The organism is Pseudonocardia sp. HH130629-09 (assembly GCF_001294645.1).
GTDB lineage: Bacteria > Actinomycetota > Actinomycetes > Mycobacteriales > Pseudonocardiaceae > Pseudonocardia.
The window spans coordinates 784,203-809,646 of sequence record NZ_CP011868.1; the positions used below are offsets into that span (position 1 = coordinate 784,203).

The window sequence follows — 25,444 nt, forward strand, 5'->3', positions numbered from 1 at the left end:
CGGTCCTCAGGACCGGACGGCGTGCACGATGCCCCAGGTGAGCTTCCCGGCCCGCCCGCCGTCCACCCAGTGCTGCAGGCCGGCCTTCATCGCGGTGAGGTAGGGCCGCGAGATCGACGACGACAGCTCCTCCTCGTGCGCGACGAGCTCCTCGCGCACCCGGCGGTAGTGCGTCGGCAGCTGCCCGGCGTGGTCGTGGAACCGCACACCGGTGAAGCCGCGTCGTTCCAGCCCGTCGGTGTAGAAGCCGGGTGTGCCCATCGTGGACAGCGCGATCCGGTCCAGGATCGGTTGGATCGAGGACTGGTCCAGCCCGTCGACGGCCATCGGGTCGGTGAACACCACCTGCCCGCCCGGGCGCAGCACCCTGGCGACCTCGTCGAGCACCCGGTCCCGGTCGCCGGAGTGCAGGAACGCGTCCTGGGACCACACCAGGTCCACCGAGGAGTCCTCGACCGGCACGGCCTCGTAGCTGCCGGTGGTGACGGTGACCTGCTGGTCCAGCCCCTGCTCGCGGGTCATCCGCTCGTTGCGGGCGTTCTCGACGGGGGAGAGGTTGAGGCAGTGCACCGCGGCCCCGTGCCCGGCCGCCAGCCGGCGGGCCGCGCCGCCGTAACCGGCTCCCAGGTCCAGCACCCGGGTGCCCGGGCCGACCCCGGCGACCTCGGCCATCCGGGTCACCGTGCGGGAGCTCGCGACCGAGATCAGCTCGTCCGGGTCCTTGTACACGCCGACGTGGATGTCCTCACCGCCCCAGACCCGCGCGTAGAAGGTGTCGGCGTCGTCGGAGTCGTAGTACGACCGGGCGGTGTGTTCGGCAGTGTGCTCGGGCGTCCGCGTCACGCGACGACCTCCTGGTCGAGGTAGGCCTTCTCGGCGATGTGCACGAAGAAGTCGGGCTCGTCGTCGGCGTAGGTCGACTGGAAGTCGCCGTAGGTGTCGATCCGCTGAAACCCGACCTCCTGCATGAGCCGCCGGGTGTAGTCCTTGCGCAGCGGGAACATGTTGAGGTGGTACCGGGAGCCGTCCGGGAAGCTGTAGCGGAATCGGGCCAGACCGTCGTCGACGTACTCCGGCTCGGCCACCACGTCGTCGCCGCAGTAGTAGTACTGGTGCTTGGAGCTGAAGCCGTTGTCCAGGATCGCGTCGTAGTTGCGCTGGTCGAGGATCAGCACACCGTCGTGGGAGAGCATGGCGTAGAACTCCGCGAGCGCCTTGCGGCGGTCACGCTCGGAGAACAGGTGCGTGAACGAGTTCCCGAGACAGATGATCGCGTCGTACTCGCCGTGCACGTCCCGGTTGAGCCACCGCCAGTCGGCCTGCACGACGCGCAGGACGTGCCCGCCGAACTTCATCCCGTTCGAGAAGGCCTTCGACAGCATCTCGGCGCTGCCGTCGGCGGAGACGACGGTCTCGAAGCCCTCCTCCAGCAGCCGGACGGAGTGGAAACCGGTGCCGGTCGCCACGTCGAGGACGCTGGTGACCCCACGCCTGCGGAGCTGCTCGACGAAGAACCTCCCCTCGCTGGCGTAGCGGGCCCTCCAGTCGATCAGCTCGTCCCACTTGTCGACGAACGTCTGCACGTACTCCTGCCGGTAGTGGGTGGACTCGCGGACCTCGGTCGGCGCGTCGCCGAACTCCTGGTCTGCCGTCATGTGGCGCGCCTCCTCGGCGCTCGGGGGCTGGACGGCCCGACCGTAGGTGCCCCCGCGGCCCCTGTCCGCTCACCGAGGGTGAGCCTGGAACTCATCGCCCGCGTTGTGCTATGCGCAACCCGGCCGGTCATTCGGGGTGCTCCCGGACGGCGGCGGCCGGGCCGAGTCGGTCCCGGGCGGCGCGCGGGCCCACCAGTGACGTCATACGACCGTCACACGCCGTCGGTCCGGTAGGGACGCGGAGTCACCGAGGCCCGGCCACGACGGGCCGCGCCCGGGACGGCGGCCATCCACTCACCCCGGGTGATCGGTGACTCCGGTCACACCATGGATTCGAGTTCATCCGTCCGGCGCAACGGCGCCGCCCCACAGGGAGCTCAGCGCGCGCCGCCGTTCGCCGCGGCCGAGCCCCCGCAGATCCGCCGTGCCCCGGTCGGTGACGACCACCTCGACGTCGTGCGACGGCGTCGTGACCGGCCCGCCGAGCCGCTCCACCAGCGTCGGGCGGCCGCGGTGCGCCGACGGCACCGCGATCACCGACAGGCCCGGCCCGCGTGCCGCGGCGGCCGCGAAGTCCGGGTGCCCGCCGATCATCCCGGCCGCCGACCCCGCGACCCCCTCGACGTTGACCTGGCCGTCGAGGTCGATCTCCAGGGCGGTGTTCAGCGCGACCAGCGGCCCCGGGGCCGAGGTCAGCCGGGACACGTCGTGGGTGTACTCGATCGGGCGCACGGTCGCCCGGCCGGCCCGGCCGAGCCGGTCGGCCCAGTCGTGCAGCCGGGGGCTGCCGTAGAGGGCCGTCGAGGTCGGGGTGCCGCGCAGCAGCCCGCGCTCGTCGAGGTCGACGACCGGGTCGGCGAGCAGCCCGGAGTCCACCGCGACCGGCACGTCCAGGGCCGCGACCAGCGCCGCGGCCAGCCGGCCCGGCCCGAACTGGATCCGTGCCCCGGCCGGGACCAGCGCGGCGACCGCGGCCGCGACGGCCCGGTCGGCATCGGTCGGGGCCGGGGTGCCGACGGTGTGTGGCGCCCCGATCGGTCCGTCGACCTCGCCGAGCACGGCCACCCCGCGCAGCGGCGGTCCGGTGTCGGCGTGCGGGGCCGAGGCCGACACCAGTGCGGCGACCGGGACACCGGCCTCGGCCAGACCACGCATCCAGGACACCTCGGCGCCGAACCGCAGGCCACCGGCATCGTCGCGGACGACGGTGGCGAGCAGCAGGTCCGGCCGCAGCGGCCCGGCGAGCAGCGCCGGCACCGCGGAGAGCCGGGCGGGCACCCGGTGGGCGTGCCCGGCCTCGATCAACACCCGCGCCCCCGGCCCGCCGACGACGGTGCGGATGTCGGCGAACGCGTCCGGGTCGAGATCCGGGGCCGGGCCGGGAACCCAGCCCAGCACGAGCCGCACACCCCCGGCCCGGGCCGCCACTCGCGACAGCGGACGGGCGAGCGCGTAGGGGAGCCCACAGCCGTCGGCCAGTGCCACCCGGGAGCCCGGCGCGACCAGCTCGGACAGACCGCGTTCGAGGTCACCGTCGACGCTCATGGGCCCATCCGACCACAGGGCTAGCGTTGGCGGGCATGGGGACCGACCAGGACAGCGGTGAGTTCGTACGGGAGGCGCTCGGGGTGGCCGAGCGGATCACGGCCGACGGGTCGTCGCCGTGGCCGGTCGAGGCGGGCCGCTACCGCCTCGTCGGTGCGCGCGCCTGTCCGTGGGCGAACCGGGTGATCATCACCCGGCGGCTGCTCGGGCTGGAGGGCGCGATCTCGCTGGGCATCGCGGGCCCGCTGCACGACGAGCGCAGCTGGCGCTTCCACCTCGACCCCGGGAACGTCGACCCGGTGCTCGGGATCGAGTACCTGCGCGAGGCCTACGAGAAGGCCGTCCCCGGCTACGCCGAGGGCGTCACCGTCCCCGCGATGGTCGAGGTCGCCTCGGGGAAGGTCGTCACCAACGAGTACGCGCTGCTGGAGCGGGACCTGTCCACCGAGTGGCGGGAGTTCCACCGCGACGGCGCACCGGACCTGTGGACCGACCCGGAGGCGATCGAGCAGATCGGGAAGGGGATCTTCCACGACGTCAACAACGGCGTCTACACGTGCGGGTTCGCCTCGTCCCAGCGTCCCTACGACCGCGCCTACGACGCCCTCTGGTCGCGGATGGACGAGCTGTCCGATCACCTGTCGACGCGCCGCTACCTGGTCGGGGACTCGATCACCCAGGCCGACATCCGGCTGTGGGTGACCCTGGTCCGCTTCGACGCCGCCTACCACGGCCACTTCAAGGCCAACCGGCACAAGCTGACCGAGCTGCCGGTGCTGTGGGCCTACGCCCGGGACCTGTTCCAGACCCCCGGCTTCGGCGACACCATCGACTTCGAGCAGGTCAAGCGGCACTACTACGGCGTGCACGCGTCGGTGAACCCGACCGGGATCGTCCCGAAGGGGCCCGACCTCGCCGGCTGGACGACCCCACACGGCCGCGAGGAACTGGGCGGGCGCCCGTTCGGCGACGGCACCCCGCCCGGCCCGCCGCCGGAGTCCGAGCGGGTCCCCGCGATCGGCTGACCGCGGCGTCGGAGTCCCGCCGTGGCGACGGCGGGGCGTCCGGGCACGGGCGGGAGGGCCCGGCCGAGCGCGGTCCGGGCGAACCGGTGGCGGCGCGGCGGGGGCGCCGGACCGGCGAGGGCCTGTCACGATGGTCGCGATGCGAGTGCCTGGACGACCCCACCCCGTGCTCCGGCAGCGACGTCGTCGCAGCACCGGACTGCTCACCGCCGCCGTCGTGGGCGCGCTGACGGCGGGGCTCGTCGCCGTCGCCGGGCCGCAGCTCACCGCGAACAGCACCGGCGTCCCACAGCCGGACGCCGGTCCGGATGCGGTGCAGGCACAGCCGGCGCCGGACCCGGACACCTGCGCCCCGATGGTGGCGGCGCTGTCCCCCCGCGACCGGCTCGCCCAGCGTCTGATGGTCGGGGTGGACGCGGCCGACCCGGCCGGCGCCACCGCGATCGTGCGGGACTCGCAGGTCGGCGGGGTGTTCCTCGGCGGCAACGCGACCGCGCTGCTGCAGGACGGCCGGCTCGCGGCGCTGCAGAAGGCGTCCCGCACGCCGCTGGCCGTCGCCGTCGACGAGGAGGGCGGCCGGGTCCAGCGCATCGACGAGCTCGACGGCGACGTCCCCAGCGCCCGGCAGATGGCCGCGTCCGACAGCCCCGAGCAGGTCACCGAGATCGCCCGCAAGCGCGCCGAACAGCTGAAGGCCCGCGGCGTGACCTGGAACCTCGCGCCGTCGGTGGACGTCTCCGACCAGCCGCGCACCGCCGTCATCGGGGACCGGTCGTTCTCCGACGCCCCGGCCACCGTCACCCGCTACGCCGCGGCCTGGGTGCAGGGGCAGGAGGCCGGCGGGGTGTTCGGCGTCCTGAAGCACTTCCCCGGCCACGGGCACAGCTCCGGTGACTCGCACAAGGGGTCGGTGAGCACCCCGCCGCTGGAGGAGCTGCGCGCCGGTGACCTGCAGCCCTACGCCGACCTCGTCGGACCGGGGAAGCCGCTCGACGGGCGGGTCGGGGTCATGCTCGGCCACCTCGACGTCCCCGGCCTGACCACCGACGTGCCCACCAGCATCGCCCCGGCCGCCTACCGGCTGCTGCGCGAGGACTACCGGTTCGACGGTCTCGCCATGACCGACGACCTCGGTGCGATGAAGGCGATCACCGACCGTTTCGGGCTGGCCGAGGCCACCACCCGGGCCCTGACCGCGGGCGCGGACATGGCGCTGTTCTCCAACGTCACCCCGGTCGCACCGCTGCTCGACGCCGCGGAGAAGGCGCTGGCCGACGGGCGGATCACGGCGCAGGACAACGACACCGCCGTCGCGCGGGTGCTGGCGGCCAAGGGCCTCTGCCGCCGCGGCTGAGCCCGGTTGCGCACGAGGGCCCCGCACAGCACTGTGCGAGGCCCTCGGCCGGGGAGAACGACGGTCAGGACGCCATGTCCAGCCCGCCGTTCACACTGATCACCGAGCCGGTCACGTACCCGGCGCGGTCGTCGACGAGGAACTGCACGGCCCGGGCGATCTCGTCGGCCTGGCCGAGACGGCCGACCGGGATCTTCGAGACGATCTTCTCGAGCGCCTTCTCCGGCACCGCGGCGACCATCTCGGTCTCGATGAAGCCGGGTGCGACGCAGTTGACCGTGACGCCCTTCTTCGCGACCTCCTGGGCGAGGGACTTGGAGAAGCCGATCAGGCCCGCCTTGGAGGAGGCGTAGTTCGCCTGCCCGATCGAACCGATCTGGCCGATCACCGAGGAGATGTTCACGATCCGGCCGAACTCGTTGCCGGTCATGTGCTCCAGCACGGCCTTGGTCATGTAGAACGCGCCGGACAGGTTGATCCGCAGCACGGCGTGCCAGTCGTCGACGGTCAGCTTGCGGACGGTCTTGTCGACGGTGATGCCGGCGTTGTTGATCAGGTAGTCGACGCGGCCCTTCTGCTCCAGCACCTCGGACACGACCCGCTGGCAGTCCTCGGGCGAGCCGACGTTGCCCTGGTGCACCGAGATCGACGCGCCCTCGGCGTCCAGCTTGCCCTTCAGCTCGTCGGCGGCCTCGGAGTTGGACGAGTACCCGGCGGCCACGTGCACGCCGGTGCGGGCCAGCGCGGTGGTGATCGCCGCACCGATCCCGCGCGCACCCCCGGTCACGATGGCGACGCGCTGCTCCGGGTTGGTGTCGGTGATCGCGGTCATGCGGTTCCTCCAAGGGTGTCGAGTGTGCGCTTCATGCCCCGCTGGACCGCATCGGCCAGGTAGGGCCGGAGCTGGTCGGGGCTGACGATCCGGTGCACCGAGCCGACGGACCGCGCCCGCTCGATGGAGTGCTTGGTGTCGAACTCCTCCGCGACCTGGCCGAGCTTCTCGGAGCGGACGTCCGGGCGGAGCGTGGCGAGGTCTCCGCGCAGCCGGGCCGCCGTCGCCTCGTCCCCGTCGGTGACGGCCCGGGTGATCCGGGCCTCCAGGTCGGTGATCCGCTCGTCCTTGGCGGTGCGGTCGTTGACCTCGCCGGCGAACACGACGGCCGCCGCGGGCGCCCCGCCGAGCACGGAGGCGTAGGAGCCGGTGATTGCGGCGACCTCCATGTTGTCGTTCAGCGTTCCGGAGAACACCACGAACGCGCCGCCGTGGTAGCGGGAGACCACGCAGAACACGATCGGGCCGTCGAAGTTGACGATGGCCCGGCCGATCTCGGCGCCGTTCTCCAGCTGCAGGCCGCGCAGCGACTCCGGCGAGCCGTCGAACCCGGACAGGTTCGCCAGCACGACCAGCGGCCGGTTGCCCGACGCGGCGTTGATGGCCCGCGCGCACTTGCGCGAGGAGCGCGGGAACAGCGTCCCGGCGGTGAACTGGGACGGCCCGTCGACCGGGCGCGGCCCGCGCCGCGGCAGCGGCCGCGACTCGATGCCGATCATCGCGATCGGCTGGCCGCCGAGGTGGGCGTCGAGCGCGACGACCGACTCGGCGTCGTGCATGTCGGCCCAGCGCTCCGACGTCGGGTGGTCGGCGTCGGCGACGCCGCGCAGCACCGAGCGGATGTCGAACGGCTTCTTGCGCTCCCGGTTGGTCTCCGGTGCCCAGATCTCGCCGAGCGTGGTGAACTCGCAGTTCGGCCCGGAGTGCGGGGCAGTCGTGACGTCGCGCGAGACCGGGTCGGTGGTCGGGGCGGGCCGCGGGAACCGCTCGCCCGGTTGGGTCCAGGTGTGGGCGTAGTGCGCAAGCAGCACGCCGACGGCGCCGCTCAGGTCCGGCGCCCAGTACTGCGCCTGCCCGTTCGGGCCCATGATCCGGTCGTAGCCGCCGATGCCGAAGTTGTCCTCGGCCGACACCCCGCCGGAGAAGTCCAGCGAGTGCTTGCCGGTCAGCACCATGGCCGAGTCCGGCGTCATCACCAGGATTCCCTTGGTGTGCATGAGCATCGTGGCCTCGGCGTTCCAGTAGGGCTGGGCGCCGACGTTGATGCCGGTGACGACGACGTTGAGCTCCCCGCCGTCCTGGGTGAACTCGATGATCCCGCGCAGCACCCGGGAGATCCAGTCCATGTTCTCGGTGCCGGAGTCCATCGCGATCTTCGCGCCGGCCGACACGGCGAACCACTCGATCGGCACGTCGAGCTCGCGGGCCAGGTGGATCGCGGCCAGCACCCGGCGGCACTCCGGCTCGGCGATCGCGCCGAGGGCCCGGGTCGGGTCGCCGAGCAGCACGACCCGCTTCATGCCGTCCGGGTAGCGCCGGGTCGGCACCGAGACGACGCCGAGCACGAGGTTGGCCGTGTTGCCGCCGGGCGCGCGGTCGACCGGCACCGGCAGGGCCGGATCGTCCGGGTCGACGAGGTCGTACTCCTGCCAGGTGCCCGGGCCGGCGTCGATCGGGGCGGTGAGCAGCGGGACGATCTCGTACGGGTAGACGGCGCCGCGGCGACGGGCCTTGAGCACCTTCTGGTCGTAGGCGTCGAGCTCGCGCATCGGCTCGGTCGGGGGCTGGTCGAGCTTGACCTGCAGCCCCGCGCCGGGCGGGCGCGACATGCGCAGCAGCATCGAGCGCGGGCCGCCCTGACCCCCGGTGACCTGCGGATCGGCCGTGCGGAACTCGACGAGGACCTGCTCCAGGCCGAGGTTGGCCGTGCGCGGCGCGAGCCGCCGGACCACCGAGTCCAGCTCGGCGAGCGGGACGTCGACCTCCGGCCACACGTAGAGCGCGATCCGGTTCCACGACATCCGGGCCAGCGTGCGGTCCCCGGCGCGGGCGGCACGCAGCGAGTTGATGCAGGCGTCGAGCGCCCGCTCGAACTGCGGGAGCGAGCGGACCTTGCCGGTCTCCTCGTCGCGCAGCACGGTCAGCTCGCGGACGTTGGCCATCGCGACGAGCCGGTCGTCGGCGGTGACCTCGCGGCCGGTGGCGCGGAACAGGTGCACGTCGGTGGCGGCGGGCAGGCGGTGCAGCTCGAAGTCGCGGAAGCGCCACAGCCGCAGCCGGTCCGCGACGAGCGGGTGCATGCCACGCAGCGTGCGGTCCTCGACGAGCTCGCCGGTCTCGTCGGGCCGGAAGGTGAACCAGGTCGGCGGCTCGGCCTCCTCGCTCGCCGTGCCCGCGGCGCGCGGGTTCGGGCGGACGGCGACGGCGACCCGGTGCAGGTTCGCGGGCACCTTCCCCAGGGCGGCGCGGACGCGCTCGGCGCGGGCGTCGGGGTCACCGCCGTCGTCGGCCTTGGTCGAGGTGACGTAGAGGTCGACGAGTGCGGTGCGGTCCCCGTCGAGCTCGCCGACGCGGCGGCGCAGCTCGTCGGCCACGGCCTGCGCGGCGGCCGGGTCGTTGTTGTCGATCACCGAGGCGAAGAGCGTGCGGTCCCGGCCCAGGTGCTGGTAGCGGGCGGTCAGCAGCGGCTTGCCCGCGTGCTCGACGAGCTCCAGGTCGCGCAGCACCCGCACCCGGTAGTAGCGCCGGGTCATGACCTCCAGCAGGACGGCGTCGTGCCGCTCGCCGAACACGCCGAGGATCGGCTCCGAGGAGCCGACGAGCGCGGCGATCCGGCGGGCCCGGTCGTCGGCGTCGGGGTTCTCGGCCAGCACGTCGAGGCTCTCCCGGACCTCGGCCAGCGCCCGGTCCCGCTCGGCCGCGACGACTGGCGCGTCGAACGCGCGGTAGCGCACCAGCCGGGCGGTGTCGCCGACGACCGGGTGCCGCAGCTGGGTGGCGACGACGACCTCGTCGAGCGTGCGCAGGTAGTCCTCGCGCGCCGCGGGGGACAGGTGCGCGACCGACTCCGGGTGGCGCAGCCGCCAGTTCAGCAGGTCCAGCACCACCGGCACCTGCTGCGGCGCGCGGCGGTGGGCCAGGAACATCCGGTACAGCGCCGGGCCGAGATCGTCGGCGCGGGCCGCGCCACCGTCGATCTCGGCGACGCCGTAGTGGGCCAGCGCCCGGCGCAGCTTGGCCTGGAAGGACTCGGGCAGGCCCTCGTCCTCGGCGTCGCGGGAGCGCAGGTAGGCGTAGAGGTACTCTTGCGGGTTGCGCTCGGTCTCGCCGGTCTCGTCGTCGGTCTCGGACCGGTTGCGCGAGAGCTGGCACAGGTCGGCGAAGATCTGCAGGACGGCGGTCTCCCCGGCCAGCACGGCCGGGTCGTCGGCCGCCAGCTGCTCGCGGGCGCCGGCGAGGCGGCGCAGCTGCGGGCGGGCCTGGCGCTCGTCGACGTCGAAGCCCAGCACCTGGAAGCGCAGCGCGGACAGCGCGTCGGCCGCGGTCGCGGCGGGGTCGGTGTCGGCGCCGGTCGCGGCGAACGCGGACAGGTCGGCGCGCTCCCCGCTGGGCGCCGCTGCGTCCGCGTCGGCCGACGGCTCCAGCCGCACCAGCTTCGTGCCGCCGTCGACCTGGGTGTTGGCCGGGACGAGGATCTCGGCGACGGTGCCGTCGAACGGCGCCCGCAGCGAGGTCTCCAGCTTCATCGACTCGACGATCGCGAGGGTGTCGCCCTCGGCCACGGTCTGGCCCGCGGTGACCGGCAGCGCGACGACCATCGCCGGGGCGGGGGCGCGGACGATGCCGGCCTCGCCGCCGGAGATGCGGTGCACGGCGCCGTCGACCTCGACGAGGTAGTCCGCCTCCTGTGCGACCGACAGCACGGTCCAGGACCGGTCGCCGACGGTGAGCCGGCGCTCGTAGGCGCCATTGCGCTCGACGTCGACGTCGACCGAGGTCCCGTCCAGCTCGACGGTGTAGCGCCCGGCGCGGGTCCGGGCGACCTTCAGCTTGTAGGACTGCCCGGCGACGGTGACGTCGGTCTGGTGCCAGGTCTCGTAGCCCACCTCGGGCCGGCCGGCCTCGGCGGAGCGGAACAGCCGCTCCTGCTGGCGGGCGACGTGGCCGTCGTGGCTGAGCACGGCGGTGGCGAGCAGCGCGACGTCGAGCCGGCGGGGCGGTGCGTAGCCCTCGGCCATCATGCCGTCGAGCCAGGTGGTCTGCAGCTCGCCCGAGCGGAACTCGTCGCGGTCGAGCAGGTCCAGCAGGAACGCCTTGTTCGTGGAGCCGCCGTCGATCACCGCGGCGGTCTGGCGCAGTGCCCGGGACAGCCGCGCGCGGGCCTCGTCGCGGTCGCGGCCCCAGGCGATCACCTTGGCGATCATGGAGTCGAACTGCGGCGGGATGACGTCGCCCGCGGCCACGCCGGTGTCGACCCGGATGCCGGGGCCGGACGGCAGTGCCAGGTGCTCGATCCGGCCCGGGGCGGGGGCGAACTCGCGCTCCGGGTCCTCGGCGGTCAGCCGGGCCTCGATCGCCCAGCCCTGCGCCGCCGGGACCTCACGCGCGACCTCGGCGAGCGTGCCGCCCGCGGCGACGTGCAGCTGCAGCTTGACGATGTCGACGCCGGTGCACGCCTCGGTGACCGGGTGCTCGACCTGCAGCCGGGTGTTGACCTCGAGGAAGGAGAGCAGCTTCTCCTCGGGCTGGTAGAGGAACTCGACGGTGCCGGCGTTGACGTAGCCCGCGGCGCGGGCCAGCTCGGCGGCCGAGCTGCGCAGCAGCTCCTCCTGCGTGGGGTCGAGCGCGGTGGAGGCCGACTCCTCGATCACCTTCTGGTTGCGCCGCTGCACCGAGCAGTCGCGCACCCCGAGGGTCCAGACGTCGCCGGTGGCGTCGGCGACGACCTGCACCTCGACGTGCCGGCCGCCGGACACCGCGCGCTCCAGGAACACGGTCGCGTCGCCCGCGGTCCTCGACGCCTCCGACGCGGCCCGCTCGAAGGCCTCGTCGAGCTGCTCGGGGCCCGCCACGTAGCGGATGCCCCGCCCCCCGCCGCCCGCGGTGGCCTTCACCATGAGCGGGTAGCCGACTGTCTCGGCGGTCTTGCGGGCCGCCTCGACGTCGGCCACCGGGCCGCCCGACCACGGCGCCATCGGCACCCCGACCGACTCGGCCAGCTGCTTGGACGCGATCTTGTCCCCGAGCCGGCGCATGACCTCCGCCGACGGCCCGACGAAGGTGATCCCCAGCCGCTCGCACAGCTCCGCGAACTCGGCCTTCTCCGACACGAAGCCCCAGCCGGGCCAGACCGCGTCGGCGCGGGTGACACGCAGCGCGCGCTCCAGCTCGGCGTGGTCGAGGTAGGGGCTCGCGCCCATGTGGTCCGGGTCGTCCGGACCGATCAGGACGGCCTCGTCGGCCTCGCGGACGTACATCGCGCGGCGGTCGACGGCGGTGTGCAGCGCGATCGTGCGCAGGCGGCGGTCGGGCCCGTTCTGGGCGTTCCACTCACGGACGGCGTTGATGAGCCGCATGGCGGGCTCGCCGCGATTGACGATGGCGATGCGCGAGAACATGGCTGGGGTTCACTGCTCCTACGAGTGCGACGACGAGGTGGCGGCGGGGTGCCGCACTGACATCGTCGTCGTGCGGTCGGCGGGTCGGTACGGACGGTCGCCCGGGCTGTGCCGGAATGCGGGCGGGCTCACCTCTCGGACGGGGATCTTCCCGCCCACTGTGGCCCGTGTCACCCGGTCGTGCTACTCGCCGAAGGCGATGCGGACGTCGTCGGAGGTCGGGGCGACGGCCGGCTCGGCCACCGCGGCGGCCGTCGGGTCCAGGTGGACCTCCGGCGCCATCACGGCCGGGTCGATCTCCAGCACCGCATAGCCGCCCACCGCGCCGGCCCCGAAGCCGGGCGCGAAGACCCGGGTCCGGCCAGCCACCACGCCGTCGGCCACGGAGTCGAACAGCGCGATCGGGATGGATGCCGCGGACACGTTGCCCATCGACTCGATGTTGAAGTACAGCTGGTCGGCCGAGAGCCCTGCCTTGCCCGCGAGCTGCAGGATCATCGTCTTGTTCGCCTGGTGCGGGACGATCAGGTCGACCGCCTCGAGCATCGTGCCCTCGCCGTCGGGCCCGGCCTGCTCGGTGAGCTCGTCGATCATCTGCGCCAGGTAGCGGGCGACCAGCGCCTTGACCTCGGGGCCGTAGACGGTGATGTCGTTGTCGAACTCCGGGTTCGGCCAGATGATCGAGTTCACCTGGGTGTCCGGGCCCGACGCGTAGGTCTGCAGCAGGTCGACGTCGCCGCGCTCGCCCTCGGCGGCCGGGGCGATGACCATCGCGGCCGCGCCGTCGCCGAAGATCATCCGCGAGGTGCGGACGTTGCCGATCTTGTCGGAGAACTTCTCGACGCAGACCAGCAGGACCGGCCGGTTCACCTCCTGCAGCTGGCGCACGGCCTCGGACAGGCCGTAGGGCAGCCCGGCGCAGGCGGCGATGATGTCGGCCGAGCAGTGCGTCTGCAGCAGGCCCAGGCGACCGGACAGCCACGTCGACAGCGACGGGATGAGCCGCTCGCTGGTGCAGGTGGCGACGAGCACGGCGCCGATCTCGGATCGGTCGCGGCCGGAGTGCTCCAGCGCGCGGACCGCGGCGGCCCAGGCCAGGTCCTCGATGTCGAGCTCGGTGTAGCGGCGCTGGTCGATGCCGGTCTTGGCGGCGATCTCGTCGGCGCTCATCGGTGACCAGGAGAACGCGGAGTTGCGGACGACGTCGTCGTTGGAGCAGACGTGCTCACCCCGGACGACGGCGAGCGCCTCCACCTTCGGCTGCACCGCGAACGCCTCGCGCACCCGGATCGGGGGCAGCGGGGCGACGGGCTCGACCGGGTCGGATTGGGTGGAGAGCCGGCCGCGCCGCGCCGGACGGGCGCCGGTGGCGCGGTCCAGGAACTGCTCGACGTCGCGGTTGCGCGGGTGGAAGGCGATGACGTACTCGTCGTCGCCGATCTCCTCGGCGGTGCGCAGCTCGGTGGCGGCACGGTCCCAGGGGTACTGGTTGTGCAGCACCATCGCCCACCGGGTCAGGGCCTCGAGCTCGGGACGCTCGGCGTGCGCGTCGAGGATCTCGGTGAAGGAGAAGACCGGGTAGTCCGGGTCGTGGTGGGGCACGACGAAGGTCTGCGCGCCGGGCGTGGTGAGGAACTGCTCCACGGTCGGCTTGACCGCGGGCAGCTCGGTCGCGTGGTGACGGCGGTTGCCGTAGACGTCGAAGAGGAGGTCGAAGATGCGGCGCTCGGTCTCCTCGTCCCAGGTGGTGGGGAGCGTGGCGAAGGCGTCGGCGACGGCCCGGATCTTCTTGTCGCCGTCGCGCCAGGGGGTGAGCAGCGGGAGGAAGACGTCGGCGCGGTGGCGGGGGAGGTCGCGCCAGCGGGTCGGGCGCTTCTCGAACATGGTGAGCGTGTACCGGTTGACCCAGAACAGGTTCTGGCTCATGTCGCGCAGCAGCGCGAAGCGACTCTCGTAGGCACCGTTGGTGACCCGCTCCAGGATGTCGGTGCCGGTGGGCGCCTTTGCCTCGAAATCGCGACCGACGATGGCCGTGAACTGTTCCAGGTCGTCGATGACGGAAAAATCGAGTTCACCGAGAAAATTTGCGGGAAAGACCAGTCGGTCGTGGTTGTTGACCACGAACGGTTTCATGTGACGACCTCCAGCAGCGGCGACGACCGGCGAGATCGCCAGGCGGGACGCGGTGCGGCCTGGTCGATCGGATCGGTTGCGGTGCCTGCAACGCTATCGATGAACAGTCACGATCGGAATGTGATCCAGCCGCCGAGTGTGCGCTCTCACGGATGGTCGGTCAACTCCGACTGTTACCGGCGAGAATGTTACCGGTCGGTCTACTCGCCGGTTCTCGGAAAGAGCTCCGCAGACCCGCAGGTTGACGGGCGGGCTGGTCCACAGTGGAACGATCACCGGGCGTGGCCGGTCGGCCCCGGCACGTGCACACGCCGACGGGGGCATGGTCGTCGGCGTCACAGTCCGCGCGGTGATCGTCACCCGCGCTCCGGGTGCACGCCATCGTCCGAACGGAGGAGGACAGGGCTCGTCCTCCGATGTGGACGGTCGTACGCGGGCGCCGCGGCGGCCGCCCGGCGGCGCACGGTGGGAATGCGACTGCGGAATGCGATCCCGAATCCCCGGACACCGTTCCGGGGCGCTCCGGTGTTCAGCCGTGGGCGGTGGCCGGGGCCGGGGCCGCTACGGTCTCCGCCTTCGGCGCGGGTGTGAGCAGCACCAGGACCGTGGCGAGCAGCCCGGCGGCACCCGCCGCGACGAAGGAGATCGTGTACGCCGTGGCCGAGGGCGGTCCGCCGTCGCCGAGCACGTAGGTCGCCGTCACCGCGGCGACGACCGCGGTGCACGAGCTCGTGCCGAGCTGCCGGGCCAGGGTGTTGAGGCTGTTCGCCGCGGCGGTCTCCGACTCCGGCACCGCCCGCATGATCGTCAGTGGGATCGCCGAGTAGGCGAGCGCGGCGCCGACCGCGGCCACGGTCGAGGCGGCCACCAGGAGCGGCACCGTCGAGGGCATCGCGGCGAAGGCGAAGTTGCCCGCCCCGAGGAGCAGCGTGCCGACCACCAGGGTGGTGCGCGGGCCCCGCAGCCGCGACAGCCGGGCCGAGGCCGAGGAGAACACCACCATCGACCCGCCCATCGGCAGCAGCACCAGTCCGGCGACGACCAGCGAGAGCCCGAACCCGTAGCCGGTCGTGACCGGGGCCTGCAGGATCTGGGTGGCGAGCACGAAGCCCGCGAACATCGAGAAGCCCACCAGCACCGAGGCGAGGTTGGTCAGCAGCACGGCGGGCCGTGCCGAGACCCGCAGGTCCACCAGCGGCGCGGGGACGCGCAGCTCGTACCAGGCGGTCGCGGCCACCAGCACCACGGTGCCGGCGAACAGGCCGAGCACGGTCGCCGACGTCCAGCCCCAGTCGTCGCCCTTGGAGATCGCCAGCATCAGGCACACCAGTGCGCCGCCGACGCCGAACGCCCCCGGCACGTCGAACCGGCCGCCGGTGCGCAGCCGTGACTCGGCCACCAGCCGCCGGACCAGCAGGATCTGCAGCACACCGAGCACCGCGGCCCCGGCGAACAGCCAGCGCCAGCTCGCGAACTGGGCGACGACGCCGGTGATCGGCAGCCCGATGGCCCCGCCGAAGCCGAGCGAGGACGACATCAGCCCGACCCCGGACCCGACCCGGTCGGCGGGCAGGACGTCGCGCATCAGGCTCATCCCGAGCGCGATCACGCCGAACGCGGCGCCCTGCAGCACCCGGGCGACGAGCAGCAGCTCGATCCCGGGCGCCAGCGCGCCGAGCAGCGACCCCACCCCGACCAGGCCGAGCGCCACGAGCAGCATCCGGCGCTTGCCGAACATGTCGCCGAGCCGCCCCAGCACCGGCGCCGACACCGCGCCGGCGACGAGGTTGGCGGTGATCAGCCACGACGCCGTCGACCCGCTGACGTCGAGCAGCTCCGGGAATCGCGGCAGCAGCGGCACGACCATGGTCTGGACCAGTGAGACGAGCAGTCCGCAGGAGGCCAGGACGGCGATCGCGACGCCGGGGCGCGGCGGCGCCGGTGCGGTTCCCCCGGGGTGGGTGCTCTCGGGCTGCTGGTGCGGACGGCGTGCCCGGAACACTCGACCTCCGTGGTGGGGTGACGGATCGTGCTGACGGTGGACCCCCGCCGAAGCGGGAGCCACCCATCAGATGAGCACGCCGGTCACCCGTCCGGCAAGCCGGGTCACTCCGCGCGCGGGGGGACCGGCTCGGGCGGCGGCGGGCCGTCGTAGACCGCGGAGGGGCGGATCAGCCGGCGCTGCGCGGCCTGCTCCAGCACGTGTGCACACCAGCCGACGACCCGGCTGACCGCGAACGTCGGCGTGAACATGCTGCGGGGGATCCCGCAGCTCTCCATCACCACGCCCGCGTGGAACTCCACGTTCGCGAACAGCGGGTGGTCCGGACGCAGCTCGGCGAGGGTGGCGGCGACCCGCCGTTCGGTGTCGGCGGCCCGCGCGGGCAGCGGCCCGCCCAGCTCCGCGGCCACCTCGCGCAGCAGCGCCGAGCGCGGGTCCGGCCCGCGGTAGACGGCGTGGCCGAACCCCATGATCCGCATCCCCGCGGCGAGCCGGTCGGCCACCCAGCGCTCCGGTGAGCCGCCGGCGTCACGGTCGATCGCGTCGAGGCTCTCCAGCGCGCGGTCGGGGGCGCCCCCGTGCAGCGGCCCGGCGAACGCGCCGAGCGCGGCGACCACGCAGGACGCGACGTCGGCGCCGGTGGAGGCGACCACCCTGGCGGTGAAGGTGGAGGCGTTGAAGCCGTGGTCCACCGTCGCCACGAGGTAGGCGTCGAGCGCGCGGACGTGCGCCGGCGCGGGCTCGGCACCGGCCAGCATCCACAGCCAGTTCGCGGCGGACGACAGGTCGGTGCGCGGGGCGACCGGGTCGAGGCCGTGACGCAGCCGGTGCAGCGCGGCGAGGACGGTCGGTGTCGCGGCACAGACGGTCGCGGCGTCGCGGGGGCCCGCCGTCGGGTCGTCCCAGAGCGGGCGCATCCCGTGCTGCGGGCCGAGCAGCGACAGCGCGGTGCGCAGCCCGGCGAGCAGGTCGGGTCCGCAGGCCTCGGCGATCGCGGGCAGCTGCGCGGCGACGGCGTCGGGCAGGGCCCGGCGCTGCGCGGTGGTGGCGGCGAACTCCGCGAGCTCGGCGGCGCCCGGGAGGCGGCCGTGGACGAACAGGAACCACACGTCGTCGAAGGTGCGGGTGCGCGCGAGGTCGACCGCGGAGTACGGGCCGTAGTGGTAGAAGCCCTCGTCCCCGCGGACGTCCCCGATCCGGGTACTGGTGACGGCGACGCCGCGCAGGCCCGGTGGGACCTGCGGGGCGGCGGTGCCGGTGCTGTCGGTGCTGGTCATGACCGGACCGTCCGCCCGTCGGGAATCGTTGTCAATATTGATCGGATCAATGTTGATACGGCCCATCTCGTGGAGTACCTGACCGTCGCCGAGACCGCGGAACGCCTCGGCGTGAAGCGGGAGACCGTCTACGCCTACGCCAGCCGCGGGCTGCTGACCAGCGTGCGCGGCGCGCAGCGGCGGGGCAGCCGGTTCGCCCAGGACGAGGTGGAGGCACTCGCCGCGCGCGGCCGGGAGGCGGGGGAACCGTCCGGGACGGTCGAGCGCATCAGGACGCGGATCACACTCGTCGCCGACGGGGGGCCGTGGTTCCGCGGGGTGGCGGCGCCGGCGCTCGCGGGATCGGCGGACCTCGAGCACGTCGCGGCGCTGCTGTGGGAGGTCCCGGGCCGGGTGTCGTTCGACGCCGCCCCGGACCTGCTCGCCCCGGCGCGCGCCGTGCTAGCCGCCGCCCCCGCCGGGGCACGGGCGACCGACCGGTTCCGGCTCGTCGTCGCCGCGGTGGCCGCCGCCGACCCGCTGCGTGCCGCCGCCCGGCCGGGCGCGGTGGTGGCGACGGCGTCGGCGCTGCTGGGGACGGTCGTGACCACACTCGCCGGGGACTCGGGGCCCGGACCGGCCGACCTGGCCGAGCGGCTGCTGCCGGCGCTCCTGCGTGACCCGGGCCGGGCACCCGCGCCGGCGACGGCCGGGCACGTCCGCGCCGCGCTGGTCCTGCTCGCCGACCACGGCCTGGCGTCGTCGACGGTCGCGGCCCGGGTCGCCGCGAGCACCCTGGCCGACGTGCACGCCGTCGTCTCGGCCGGGCTCGGAGCCCTGGACGGGCCCCGCCACGGACTGGTCAGCGGGCTCGCCCACCGCTTCCTCGCCGAGGCCCAGGACGACCCGTCCGGCGCGCTCGCCCAGCGGCTGCGGGCCGGCGAGCGGGTCCCGGGCTTCGGGCACTCGGTGTACCGGGGCACCGACCCGCGCGCGACGGTGCTGCTCGACCGGCTCCGCGCGGACCCGGCCGCGGACCGCGTCGTGGCCTGCGTCGACGCCGTCGTCGCGGGGATGGACCGGGGTGGGGACGGCCCCGCCCCGAACGTCGACCTCGCACTCGCCGCGCTGATGCACGCCCACGACCTGCGCCCCGACGCCGGCGAGCTGCTGTTCGCGTGCGCCCGAACCGTCGGCTGGGTGGCGCACGCCCTGGAGGAGTACGCCGATCCCGGCCTGCGGTTCCGGCCGACCGGCGTCTACACCGGGCCGCGGCCCGGGTCGACCAGCGACGCGAGCACCACCACGTTGTCGGTGTAGCTGCGCACGCCCCGGTCGAACGTCCCGCCGCAGGTGATCATCCGCAGGCCCGCGCCGGGCAGGTCGCCGTAGACGGCCGCGGTGGGGAAGCGGTCCTTGGCGTAGCGACGGACGGCCTGGACCTCGAAGGTCGCGGTGGTGCCGTCGGCGCGGTCGACCGACACCAGGTCACCGGGGGAGAGCGCGTGCAGCCGGAAGAACGGGCCCGGCTCGTGGTCCCAGTCGACGTGCGCCGCGAGCACCGCAGGCCCCCGGGAGCCCGGTGCGGGGGCGCCGGTGTACCAGCCGGTGGCGGCACCGTCGGGTGGCACCTCCAGCGTCCCCCGCCCGGTCAGGCCGAGCGGGACGAGCCCGCTGTCGAGCCCGATCGAGGGCGCCCGCGCCCGCACCGGGTCCGACGGCGACAGCGGGGCCGCCGCCGGGCGGAGCGTGGCCGTGGGCAGCGGCGGCACCGTTCCGCCGATCGCCACCGGCGGTGCCCCGAGCGGCACGGCCAGCGCCAGCACGACGAGCACCCCCCACCACACCCGTCGCACCCCGCGCGGCCCGCGGCGGCCGTGGGGCCCGGGCGGCTCCCGTCGACCGGCCCCGCACGCGGGGCCGCAGCGCCCGCGCCCGACCGGCCTCGTGCCCGGCGGACCGGTGCGTGCGGGGGTGCGGGTCACGAGTGGCGGGTGGTCAGGGGGAGCGACGCGCGGCCGGTGCGACGCCCGCTCCACACGACGACGCCCGCCCCGGCGGCGAGGACCGCACCGGTCCCGAACAGCAGGAACACCGTCGGGTCGACCCCGGCGCCGCCGGAGCCGTCACCGGCCTCGACACCGCCGCCGGGGACCGCGCGCACCTGCCCGGTGCCGGCGGCCGCGACGAGGTCCGGGCCCTCGCAGGCCCGGCCGTCGCCGTCGCGATCCAGGTTGTTCGGGTCCGAGGGGTCGGCGGCGAGCACCGCCTGGGCCTGGGCGCGGGAGAGGTCGACGCAGTCCAGGTCGCTGTCGCGGCCGGTGGCGGGAGCACCGGCCGCGGGAGTGGTCGTCTCCGGAGCGGTGGTCGTCTCCTCGGGGCCGGTCTCGTCCGGGTCGGTGGCGTCCGGGTCGTCGTCGGCCGGCGTCGCGTCGTCGGTGGGTTCCTCGGCCGGCGGCTCCTCGGTGTCCTCCTGGGCCGGGGCCGTGACGACGCTCGTCACCGGGGTGGCGGCCGGTTCCGCGGCCGACGCCGCCCCGGCCAGCGGGAGCCCGGCGAGCGCGGCGAGGGTGACGGTGGCGGCGACGGCGCCGGTGCGGCGGACGAGCGAACGTGCGGTCATGATCCACTCCCTGTGACGAACGTGATCCTCGTGACCGGTGGGGCGAACGGGACGCCCTGTCCGATGGCGGAGAGTGAAGCGACACCCGATCGGCGGGGCCAGGCGAGTCGCCCGTACGGGGATCACTGGGGCGAGTGGTGTCGCCAGGAGTGACCGGCTCCTCGGCGTGCCGGGCGCGCCCTGGCCGGTGCGACGTCCAGGATGGCGACGTGACCACCACCCCCGTCCCGCCCCGTCGCCGGTCGCTCGACGACGGCGTCTCCGACGCGTTCGTCGAGCTCTGGTCCCAGCGCCGGCCGTGCGTCCTGGTGACCCTGCGCCGCGACGGCACCCCGCACGCGGCGCCGGTGGGGGTGACCGTCGACGTGGCCGAGCGCACCGCCCGGGTGATCTGCAGCGGCGGGTCGCAGAAGGCGCGCAACGTCGCCGCGGCCGGACCGGACGGGGCCCGGGTCAGCGTCACCGTCGTCGACGGGCGCACCTGGTCCACCCTGGAGGGCCGCGCCGTCGTGCGGGACGAGCCCGACGTGGTCGCCGACGCCGAGCGCCGCTACGCCGCCGAGTACAAGCAGCCCCGGCCGAACCCCCGGCGGGTGGTGCTGCAGATCGCGGTCGACCGGGTCCTCGGCAACGCCTGAGGGGATACTCGCCGGTGTGGACCTGCCGGAGACGACCTTCCTCGGCCACAGCACCCTGCGACTGCGGATCGGTGGCCGCACCGTTCTCACCGACCCGGTGCTGGGGAACTCGGTCGGTCCGTTGCGCCGTACCGCGCCGGCCGTCGACCCGGCGGGGCCCGCGGGGGTCGACCTGGTCCTGATCTCCCACCTGCACGCCGACCACCTGCACCTGGCCTCGCTGCGCCGGCTGCCGCGGTCGGTGGAGGTCGTGGTGCCCACGGGGGCGGGCGACTGGCTCCGCCGCCGCGGCGTCGCCCGGGTCTCCGAGCTCGCCGTCGGGCAGACCCGCGTCGTCGACGGACTGCGCGTCACCGGCACCCCGGCCGACCACTCCGGGCACCGGTGGGGGCCGCGGTTCACCCGCGGACCGCAGGCCGACGCGATGGGACACCTGCTGGAGGGCGACGGTCTGCGCGTCTACGTCGCCGGGGACACCGGGCTGTTCCCCGGGCTCGACGACGTCGCCGCCCAGGGTCCGATCGACCTCGCCGCGCTGCCGGTGTGGGGCTGGGGCCCCAACCTGGGGCCGGGGCACCTCGACCCGGCCGGCGCCGCCGAGGCCGTCCGGCGGCTCGCACCGGCCGTCGCGGTGCCGGTGCACTGGGGGACCCTCGCCGTCGCCGGGCTGTGCTCGGTCCCGGGGCGGACCGGATCCCGGATGCGGGAGCTGCTCGTGCGCCCGCCGCACGACTTCGCCGACGCCGTCGCCGCGGCCGGGCTGCCCACCCGCACCCTGGTGCTCCCGCCCGGTGCCGCCGTCGGGACGCCGGCGTGAGCGCGCTGCAGCTGCTGGCCGCACCGGCGCAGGACTGGCTCGAGGCCGAACTCAGCCCGGACGCCGGGCGGATCGCCTACCTCGTCGTCGCTGGGGGAGTGCTGCTCGGATCGGTGCTGCCGGTGGTGCCGACCGGCGCGATCGTCGGTGCCGCCGCCGCGACGGCGATGACGAGTTCCGCGCTGTCGCTGCCGGTGGTGCTGCTGCTGGCCTTCGCCGCGGCCCTGCTGGGTGACCTCGTCACCTTCGCCGTCGCCCGGCTGGCCGGTGACCCGGTCCGTGCCGCGGTCGCGGGCGGGCGGCTCGGTGGTGCGCGCACCGCGGCCCGGATCGAACGCATGCGCGGCGCGTTCGCCGACCGCGGCTGGCTGGTCGTGCTGGTCGGACGGGTCGCCCCGGCGGGGCGGGTGCCGACCCTGATCGCGGCCGCGGTGTCGGGGATGACCTGGGCGAAGCTGGTGCCCGCCGTCGCGGCCGGTGCGGTGCTGTGGACGCTGCTCTACGGCGTGCTCGGGGTGCTGACCGGCAACCTCACCGACTCCCCGGTGGTGGCGGCGCTGCTCGCGGTCGGGCTGGTGGCCGTCGTCGCCGGGGTCACGGCGCTGGCCGGACGGGTGCGGTCCCGGTTGCGGGCCCGTCACCCCGTCGGCTGAGACCGGACGGCCCACCAGCGCACACGGAACCGGCCGGGCGCGACGGGAGGGGGGTGTCGCGCCCGGCCGGAGTGGGTGCCCGGGGCGTGGCGTCGCCCCGGGGAGATCGCATCAGTCGCCGTCGCCGAAGGGGTTGATGCCGAACGGCAGCTCGCCGGAGGAGCCGTCCTGCGGCACGGTCCGCGCCCCGTTCTGGGCGGTCGCGGCGGCGGTGTCCTCCACGCTGCCCAGGGTCACCGGCACCTCGCGGGCACCGGAGCCGCTGCCGACGTTCAGCGTGACCTGCTGGCCGGGGGCGAAGTTGCCGACCCGGGCGATCAGGTCCGCGAAGCTCGACACCGGGTACTCGTTGACCCGGGTCACGACGTCGCCCGCCGCGACGCCCGCGGCCGCCGCCGGCGAGTCCGGCTCCACCGAGGCGATCTGGGCGCCACCGGCCTCGCTCGTGGCGCCACCGGAGGACGCCACCGAGCCCTGCACGCCGAGCTGCGGCTTGGTCGCGACGCCGGAGTCCATCAGCTCCTGGGCGACCCGCCTGGCGGTGTCGACCGGGATCGCGAAGCCCAGCCCGATCGAGCCGGAACCCTGCCCGGCGGTGGCGATCGCCGAGTTGATGCCGACGACCTGCCCGGCCAGGTTGACCAGCGGACCGCCGGAGTTGCCCTGATTGATCGGTGCGTCGGTCTGCAGCCCGTTGTAGACGACCGGGGACTGGCCGTCGCCGCCCGCGGTGACGGTCCGGTTCAGCGCGGAGACGATGCCGGCGGTGACGGTGCCGGACAGCCCCTGCGGCGAGCCGTTCGCGACGACCTGCTCGCCGACCTGCACGCCCGAGGACTCCCCGAGGGTGGCCGGCTTGAGGTCCGAGGCGCCCTGCAGCCGGATGACGGCGAGGTCGTAGCCGGGGGAGGTGCCGACCACCGTCGCGGTGTACTGCCGGCCGTCGGCGGTGGACACCGTCATCCGCCCGCCGTCGCCGGCGCCGGAGACGACGTGGTTGTTGGTGAGGATCTGCCCGTCGGAGGTCAGGACGACCCCGGACCCCTCGGCGACGCCCTGCGCGGTGCGGACCTGGATGTCGACGGTGCTCGGGGTGATCGCGGCCGCGGCGCCGGCGATCGAGCCGTCGGCGGGGGTGGCCGGGGTGCCGGAGGCCGCCGCGCTGGTCAGCGTGGCGGGGGACGAGGAGCCGTCGAGCATCAGGTAAGCGCCACCGGCTCCGGCCGCGCCGCCGACGAGGGCGGCGGTCAGCGCGACGGCTGCGAGGCCCGCGCCGAACCGGCGCGGGGGCCCGGGCGCCGGACCCGGCTGCGGGAACGGCGGGTACACCGAGGTGGGCGGGCTGCCCGCCCCGTAGGCCGGGATCGTCGGGTTGCTGGCGGTCGCCCACGGCGGCGGAGTCGTCCGGTCGCCAGGGCCGGCGCCCTGCTGCCGGCGGTGGTCGGTGTCGGTCACGGTGGCCGCCTCCTGTGCCTGGACGTCGTCGGCGTGCGCGGTGGTGGCGGGGACCGCCCCGTCGTGCCGCTCGGGCCGGAAGGGGTCGGTGGCGTCGTCTCCGGTGGAGGTCCGTCCGTCGGACGGCTCGCCCGTTCCCGGCCCGTTCTCGGTCATGGTGCAACTGTGCGCCGCGACCCTGAGACGACCCTGTGACCGCGCTGGGAATCGCTCGGGCATCGGGTGAGAGTGCCCGTCGCGGCCGTGTCGGTCGGTCGGGACGCCCTGGTCAGGAGAGGGCGCCGACCACGGTGAGGACCCGGCCCCGGCACGGCGAGCGCGGCCCCGCCGCGGGCCCACCCACAGCACGGGGCGGAACCTTGAAGGTCAGGCGACCAGCTCCACGATCGTCGCGTTGGCGGTACCGCCGCCCTCGCACATGGTCTGCAGCCCGTAGCGGATCCCGCGGTCGCGCATGTGGTGCACCAGGCGGGTGAGCAGCACCGTGCCCGAGGCGCCCAGCGGGTGCCCGACGGCGATCGCCCCGCCGAGCGGGTTGAGCACGGCGTCGTCGGCGCCCAGCTCGGCCTGCCAGGCCAGCGGGACCGGCGCGAACGCCTCGTTGACCTCGCACGCGCCGATGTCACCGATCGACAGCCCGGAGCGCTTCAGCACCTTCTGCGTCGCCGGGATGGGGCCGGTCAGCATCCGCAGCGGGTCGGCGCCGGACACAGCCCCGGAGTGGTAGCGGACGATCGGGGTCAGGCCGAGCTCGCGGGCCTTCTCCGGGGTGGTGACCAGCACCGCCGACGCGCCGTCGGAGATCTGCGAGCTGTTCCCGGCGTGGATCACCCCGTCCGCGGAGAACGACGGCTTCAGCGCGGCCAGGGTGTCGGTGGTGGTCCCGCGGCGCAGGCCCTCGTCGGCGGTGAACCCGGGCGCCCCGGGTACCTCGACGAGCTGGTCGTCGAACGCGCCGGCGTCGATCGCGGCGGCGGCGAGCTCGTGGGACCGGGCGGCGTAGGTGTCGAGCCGGGTCCGCGACAGCGTCCAGTCCCGGGCGATCCGCTCGGCGCCGACACCCTGGTTGAAGTCGCCGTTCGGGAACTCCCCGGACTCCAGGTCGGCGCGGTAGCGCTCGCGCACCAGCGGTCCGTAGGGACGCCCCAGGTCGCGGCCCGCGCCCAGCGGCACCCGGGTCATCGACTCCACCCCACCGGCGACGACGACGTCGTACTGCCCGGCCAGCACCATCCCGGCCGCGAAGTCGAACGAGGACTGGCTCGACCCGCACGCCCGGTTCACCGTCACCCCGGGCACCGACTCCGGCCAGCCCGCGGCGAGCAGGGCGTAGCGGCCGATCTGCGCGGCCTGGTCGCCTACCTGGTTCACACAGCCCCACACGACGTCGTCGACGACGGCGGGATCGATCCCGGTCCGCTCGGCCAGGGCGGTGAGCACGGCGGCGGACAGGTCGACCGGGTGGACCTCGGCCAGCGAACCCTTCCGCTTCCCGATCGGTGTCCGGACGGCGGCACAGACGACGGCCTCGGGCATGACGGGTCCTCCTCGGTCACCGGTGACACGACTCGTTCGCGACGCTAAGCCATCGCAGGGGGTCGGCGCTGAGAGGGCGGTCACACCTTCGGATGCGCATCAGGTGTCGAGCCGCTCTGGATCGATGAGGTACCGTCTCCTCGTACGCGAAGGGGAGTAGCTCCCAACGCTGCGCTCGACATACTGGTCCGCCTCGTCCTGCGACGGCCGACCCGGGCGCAGCGGCCTGACCACCACCAGGCGAGCGAGACCTTCGATCCGGATACACCGGATCGAGGGCACCCATCCTCGGTCCGGTCGAG

At 74.4% G+C, this 25,444-nt stretch carries 18 protein-coding genes; 6 read left to right on the top strand and 12 right to left on the bottom strand.

Features of this window, described 5'->3' with window-relative positions; all coding sequences use genetic code 11:
* Positions 1-6 precede the first annotated feature (6 nt).
* The 3 genes from XF36_RS33640 to XF36_RS03795 form a co-directional block, all read right to left on the bottom strand.
* Positions 7-843 (bottom strand): methyltransferase domain-containing protein, encoded by an 837-nt coding sequence (locus XF36_RS33640; RefSeq protein ID WP_082375140.1) that lies wholly within the window; start codon positions 841-843, stop codon positions 7-9.
* Complete coding sequence (locus XF36_RS33645) at positions 840-1,655, bottom strand: class I SAM-dependent methyltransferase (protein WP_082375141.1); 816 nt, start codon at positions 1,653-1,655, stop codon at positions 840-842. Before XF36_RS33645 ends, XF36_RS33640 begins: the two co-directional genes overlap by 4 nt.
* A gap of 339 nt (positions 1,656-1,994) precedes the next feature.
* Positions 1,995-3,200 carry an acetyl-CoA hydrolase/transferase C-terminal domain-containing protein gene (locus tag XF36_RS03795; protein WP_060710909.1) on the bottom strand — a complete coding sequence of 402 codons (1,206 nt, stop codon included), beginning with the start codon at positions 3,198-3,200 and terminating at the stop codon, positions 1,995-1,997.
* Positions 3,201-3,235: 35 nt separating this feature from the next.
* On the opposite strand from XF36_RS03795, the gene XF36_RS03800 reads away from it, so the two are divergent.
* Positions 3,236-4,225 carry a glutathione S-transferase family protein gene (locus tag XF36_RS03800; protein WP_060710910.1) on the top strand — a complete coding sequence of 330 codons (990 nt, stop codon included), beginning with the start codon at positions 3,236-3,238 and terminating at the stop codon, positions 4,223-4,225.
* 139 nt (positions 4,226-4,364) lie between these two features.
* A complete protein-coding gene (locus tag XF36_RS03805) occupies positions 4,365-5,579 on the top strand; it encodes a glycoside hydrolase family 3 N-terminal domain-containing protein (protein WP_060714390.1) in 1,215 nt (404 codons plus the stop codon).
* A 64-nt stretch (positions 5,580-5,643) separates the two neighbouring features.
* Here the strand turns inward: XF36_RS03805 and XF36_RS03810 are convergent, their stop codons facing one another.
* The 5 genes from XF36_RS03810 to XF36_RS03830 all read right to left on the bottom strand — a co-directional run bounded on the left by XF36_RS03810 (position 5,644) and on the right by XF36_RS03830 (position 17,441).
* On the bottom strand, positions 5,644-6,411 hold the full coding sequence (locus XF36_RS03810) for a beta-ketoacyl-ACP reductase (protein WP_060710911.1): 768 nt from the start codon (positions 6,409-6,411) through the stop codon (positions 5,644-5,646).
* Positions 6,408-12,029, bottom strand: coding sequence for a biotin carboxylase N-terminal domain-containing protein (locus XF36_RS03815; protein ID WP_060710912.1), 5,622 nt, complete (start codon positions 12,027-12,029; stop codon positions 6,408-6,410). The genes XF36_RS03810 and XF36_RS03815 overlap by 4 nt, the downstream gene beginning before the upstream one ends.
* A 183-nt stretch (positions 12,030-12,212) precedes the next feature.
* Positions 12,213-14,162 (bottom strand): 3-oxoacyl-ACP synthase III family protein, encoded by a 1,950-nt coding sequence (locus XF36_RS03820; RefSeq protein WP_060710913.1) that lies wholly within the window; start codon positions 14,160-14,162, stop codon positions 12,213-12,215.
* Between the two features lie 529 nt (positions 14,163-14,691).
* Positions 14,692-16,164, bottom strand: coding sequence for an MFS transporter (locus tag XF36_RS03825; RefSeq protein ID WP_060710914.1), 1,473 nt, complete (start codon positions 16,162-16,164; stop codon positions 14,692-14,694).
* A gap of 104 nt (positions 16,165-16,268) precedes the next feature.
* Complete coding sequence (locus tag XF36_RS03830) at positions 16,269-17,441, bottom strand: citrate/2-methylcitrate synthase (protein WP_060710915.1); 1,173 nt, start codon at positions 17,439-17,441, stop codon at positions 16,269-16,271.
* 69 nt (positions 17,442-17,510) lie between these two features.
* Between XF36_RS03830 and XF36_RS03835 the strand changes: the two genes are divergently transcribed.
* Positions 17,511-18,740: a citrate synthase gene (locus tag XF36_RS03835; protein ID WP_145981244.1), complete on the top strand. Its 1,230-nt coding sequence runs from the start codon at positions 17,511-17,513 to the stop codon at positions 18,738-18,740.
* On the opposite strand, the gene XF36_RS03840 is transcribed toward XF36_RS03835, so the two are convergent.
* Positions 18,680-19,255 carry a class F sortase gene (locus XF36_RS03840; RefSeq protein ID WP_238589104.1) on the bottom strand — a complete coding sequence of 192 codons (576 nt, stop codon included), beginning with the start codon at positions 19,253-19,255 and terminating at the stop codon, positions 18,680-18,682. The genes XF36_RS03835 and XF36_RS03840 overlap by 61 nt on opposite strands.
* Before the next feature lie 146 nt (positions 19,256-19,401).
* Positions 19,402-20,043 (bottom strand): hypothetical protein, encoded by a 642-nt coding sequence (locus XF36_RS31230; protein WP_060710916.1) that lies wholly within the window; start codon positions 20,041-20,043, stop codon positions 19,402-19,404.
* A 209-nt stretch (positions 20,044-20,252) separates the two neighbouring features.
* Between XF36_RS31230 and XF36_RS03850 the strand changes: the two genes are divergently transcribed.
* The 3 genes from XF36_RS03850 to XF36_RS03860 are packed head-to-tail and all read left to right on the top strand — an operon-like array spanning position 20,253 to position 22,151.
* The gene (locus XF36_RS03850) at positions 20,253-20,681 is read left to right on the top strand and encodes a TIGR03618 family F420-dependent PPOX class oxidoreductase (RefSeq protein WP_060710917.1); all 429 of its coding nucleotides are present in this window, start codon (positions 20,253-20,255) and stop codon (positions 20,679-20,681) included.
* Between the two features lie 16 nt (positions 20,682-20,697).
* A complete protein-coding gene (locus XF36_RS03855; protein ID WP_060710918.1) occupies positions 20,698-21,498 on the top strand; it encodes an MBL fold metallo-hydrolase in 801 nt (266 codons plus the stop codon).
* Positions 21,495-22,151: a DedA family protein gene (locus XF36_RS03860; protein ID WP_238589105.1), complete on the top strand. Its 657-nt coding sequence runs from the start codon at positions 21,495-21,497 to the stop codon at positions 22,149-22,151. Before XF36_RS03855 ends, XF36_RS03860 begins: the two co-directional genes overlap by 4 nt.
* Before the next feature lie 111 nt (positions 22,152-22,262).
* On the opposite strand, the gene XF36_RS03865 is transcribed toward XF36_RS03860, so the two are convergent.
* Both XF36_RS03865 and XF36_RS03870 read right to left on the bottom strand, forming a co-directional pair.
* On the bottom strand, positions 22,263-23,762 hold the full coding sequence (locus XF36_RS03865) for a S1C family serine protease (protein WP_060710919.1): 1,500 nt from the start codon (positions 23,760-23,762) through the stop codon (positions 22,263-22,265).
* Positions 23,763-23,972: 210 nt separating this feature from the next.
* The gene (locus XF36_RS03870) at positions 23,973-25,142 is read right to left on the bottom strand and encodes a thiolase family protein (RefSeq protein ID WP_060710920.1); all 1,170 of its coding nucleotides are present in this window, start codon (positions 25,140-25,142) and stop codon (positions 23,973-23,975) included.
* Positions 25,143-25,444 lie beyond the last annotated feature (302 nt).

Coding starts and splice junctions, on each gene's coding strand:
- XF36_RS31230 (WP_060710916.1), bottom strand. CDS start 20,043: ATGACCGCACGTTCGCTCGTCCGCCGCACCGGCGCCGTCGCCGCCACC.
- XF36_RS03830 (WP_060710915.1), bottom strand. CDS start 17,441: ATGACCAGCACCGACAGCACCGGCACCGCCGCCCCGCAGGTCCCACCG.
- XF36_RS03805 (WP_060714390.1), top strand. CDS start 4,365: ATGCGAGTGCCTGGACGACCCCACCCCGTGCTCCGGCAGCGACGTCGT.
- XF36_RS03795 (WP_060710909.1), bottom strand. CDS start 3,200: ATGAGCGTCGACGGTGACCTCGAACGCGGTCTGTCCGAGCTGGTCGCG.
- XF36_RS03810 (WP_060710911.1), bottom strand. CDS start 6,411: ATGACCGCGATCACCGACACCAACCCGGAGCAGCGCGTCGCCATCGTG.
- XF36_RS33645 (WP_082375141.1), bottom strand. CDS start 1,655: ATGACGGCAGACCAGGAGTTCGGCGACGCGCCGACCGAGGTCCGCGAG.
- XF36_RS03800 (WP_060710910.1), top strand. CDS start 3,236: ATGGGGACCGACCAGGACAGCGGTGAGTTCGTACGGGAGGCGCTCGGG.
- XF36_RS03820 (WP_060710913.1), bottom strand. CDS start 14,162: ATGAAACCGTTCGTGGTCAACAACCACGACCGACTGGTCTTTCCCGCA.
- XF36_RS03815 (WP_060710912.1), bottom strand. CDS start 12,029: ATGTTCTCGCGCATCGCCATCGTCAATCGCGGCGAGCCCGCCATGCGG.
- XF36_RS03865 (WP_060710919.1), bottom strand. CDS start 23,762: ATGACCGAGAACGGGCCGGGAACGGGCGAGCCGTCCGACGGACGGACC.
- XF36_RS03870 (WP_060710920.1), bottom strand. CDS start 25,142: ATGCCCGAGGCCGTCGTCTGTGCCGCCGTCCGGACACCGATCGGGAAG.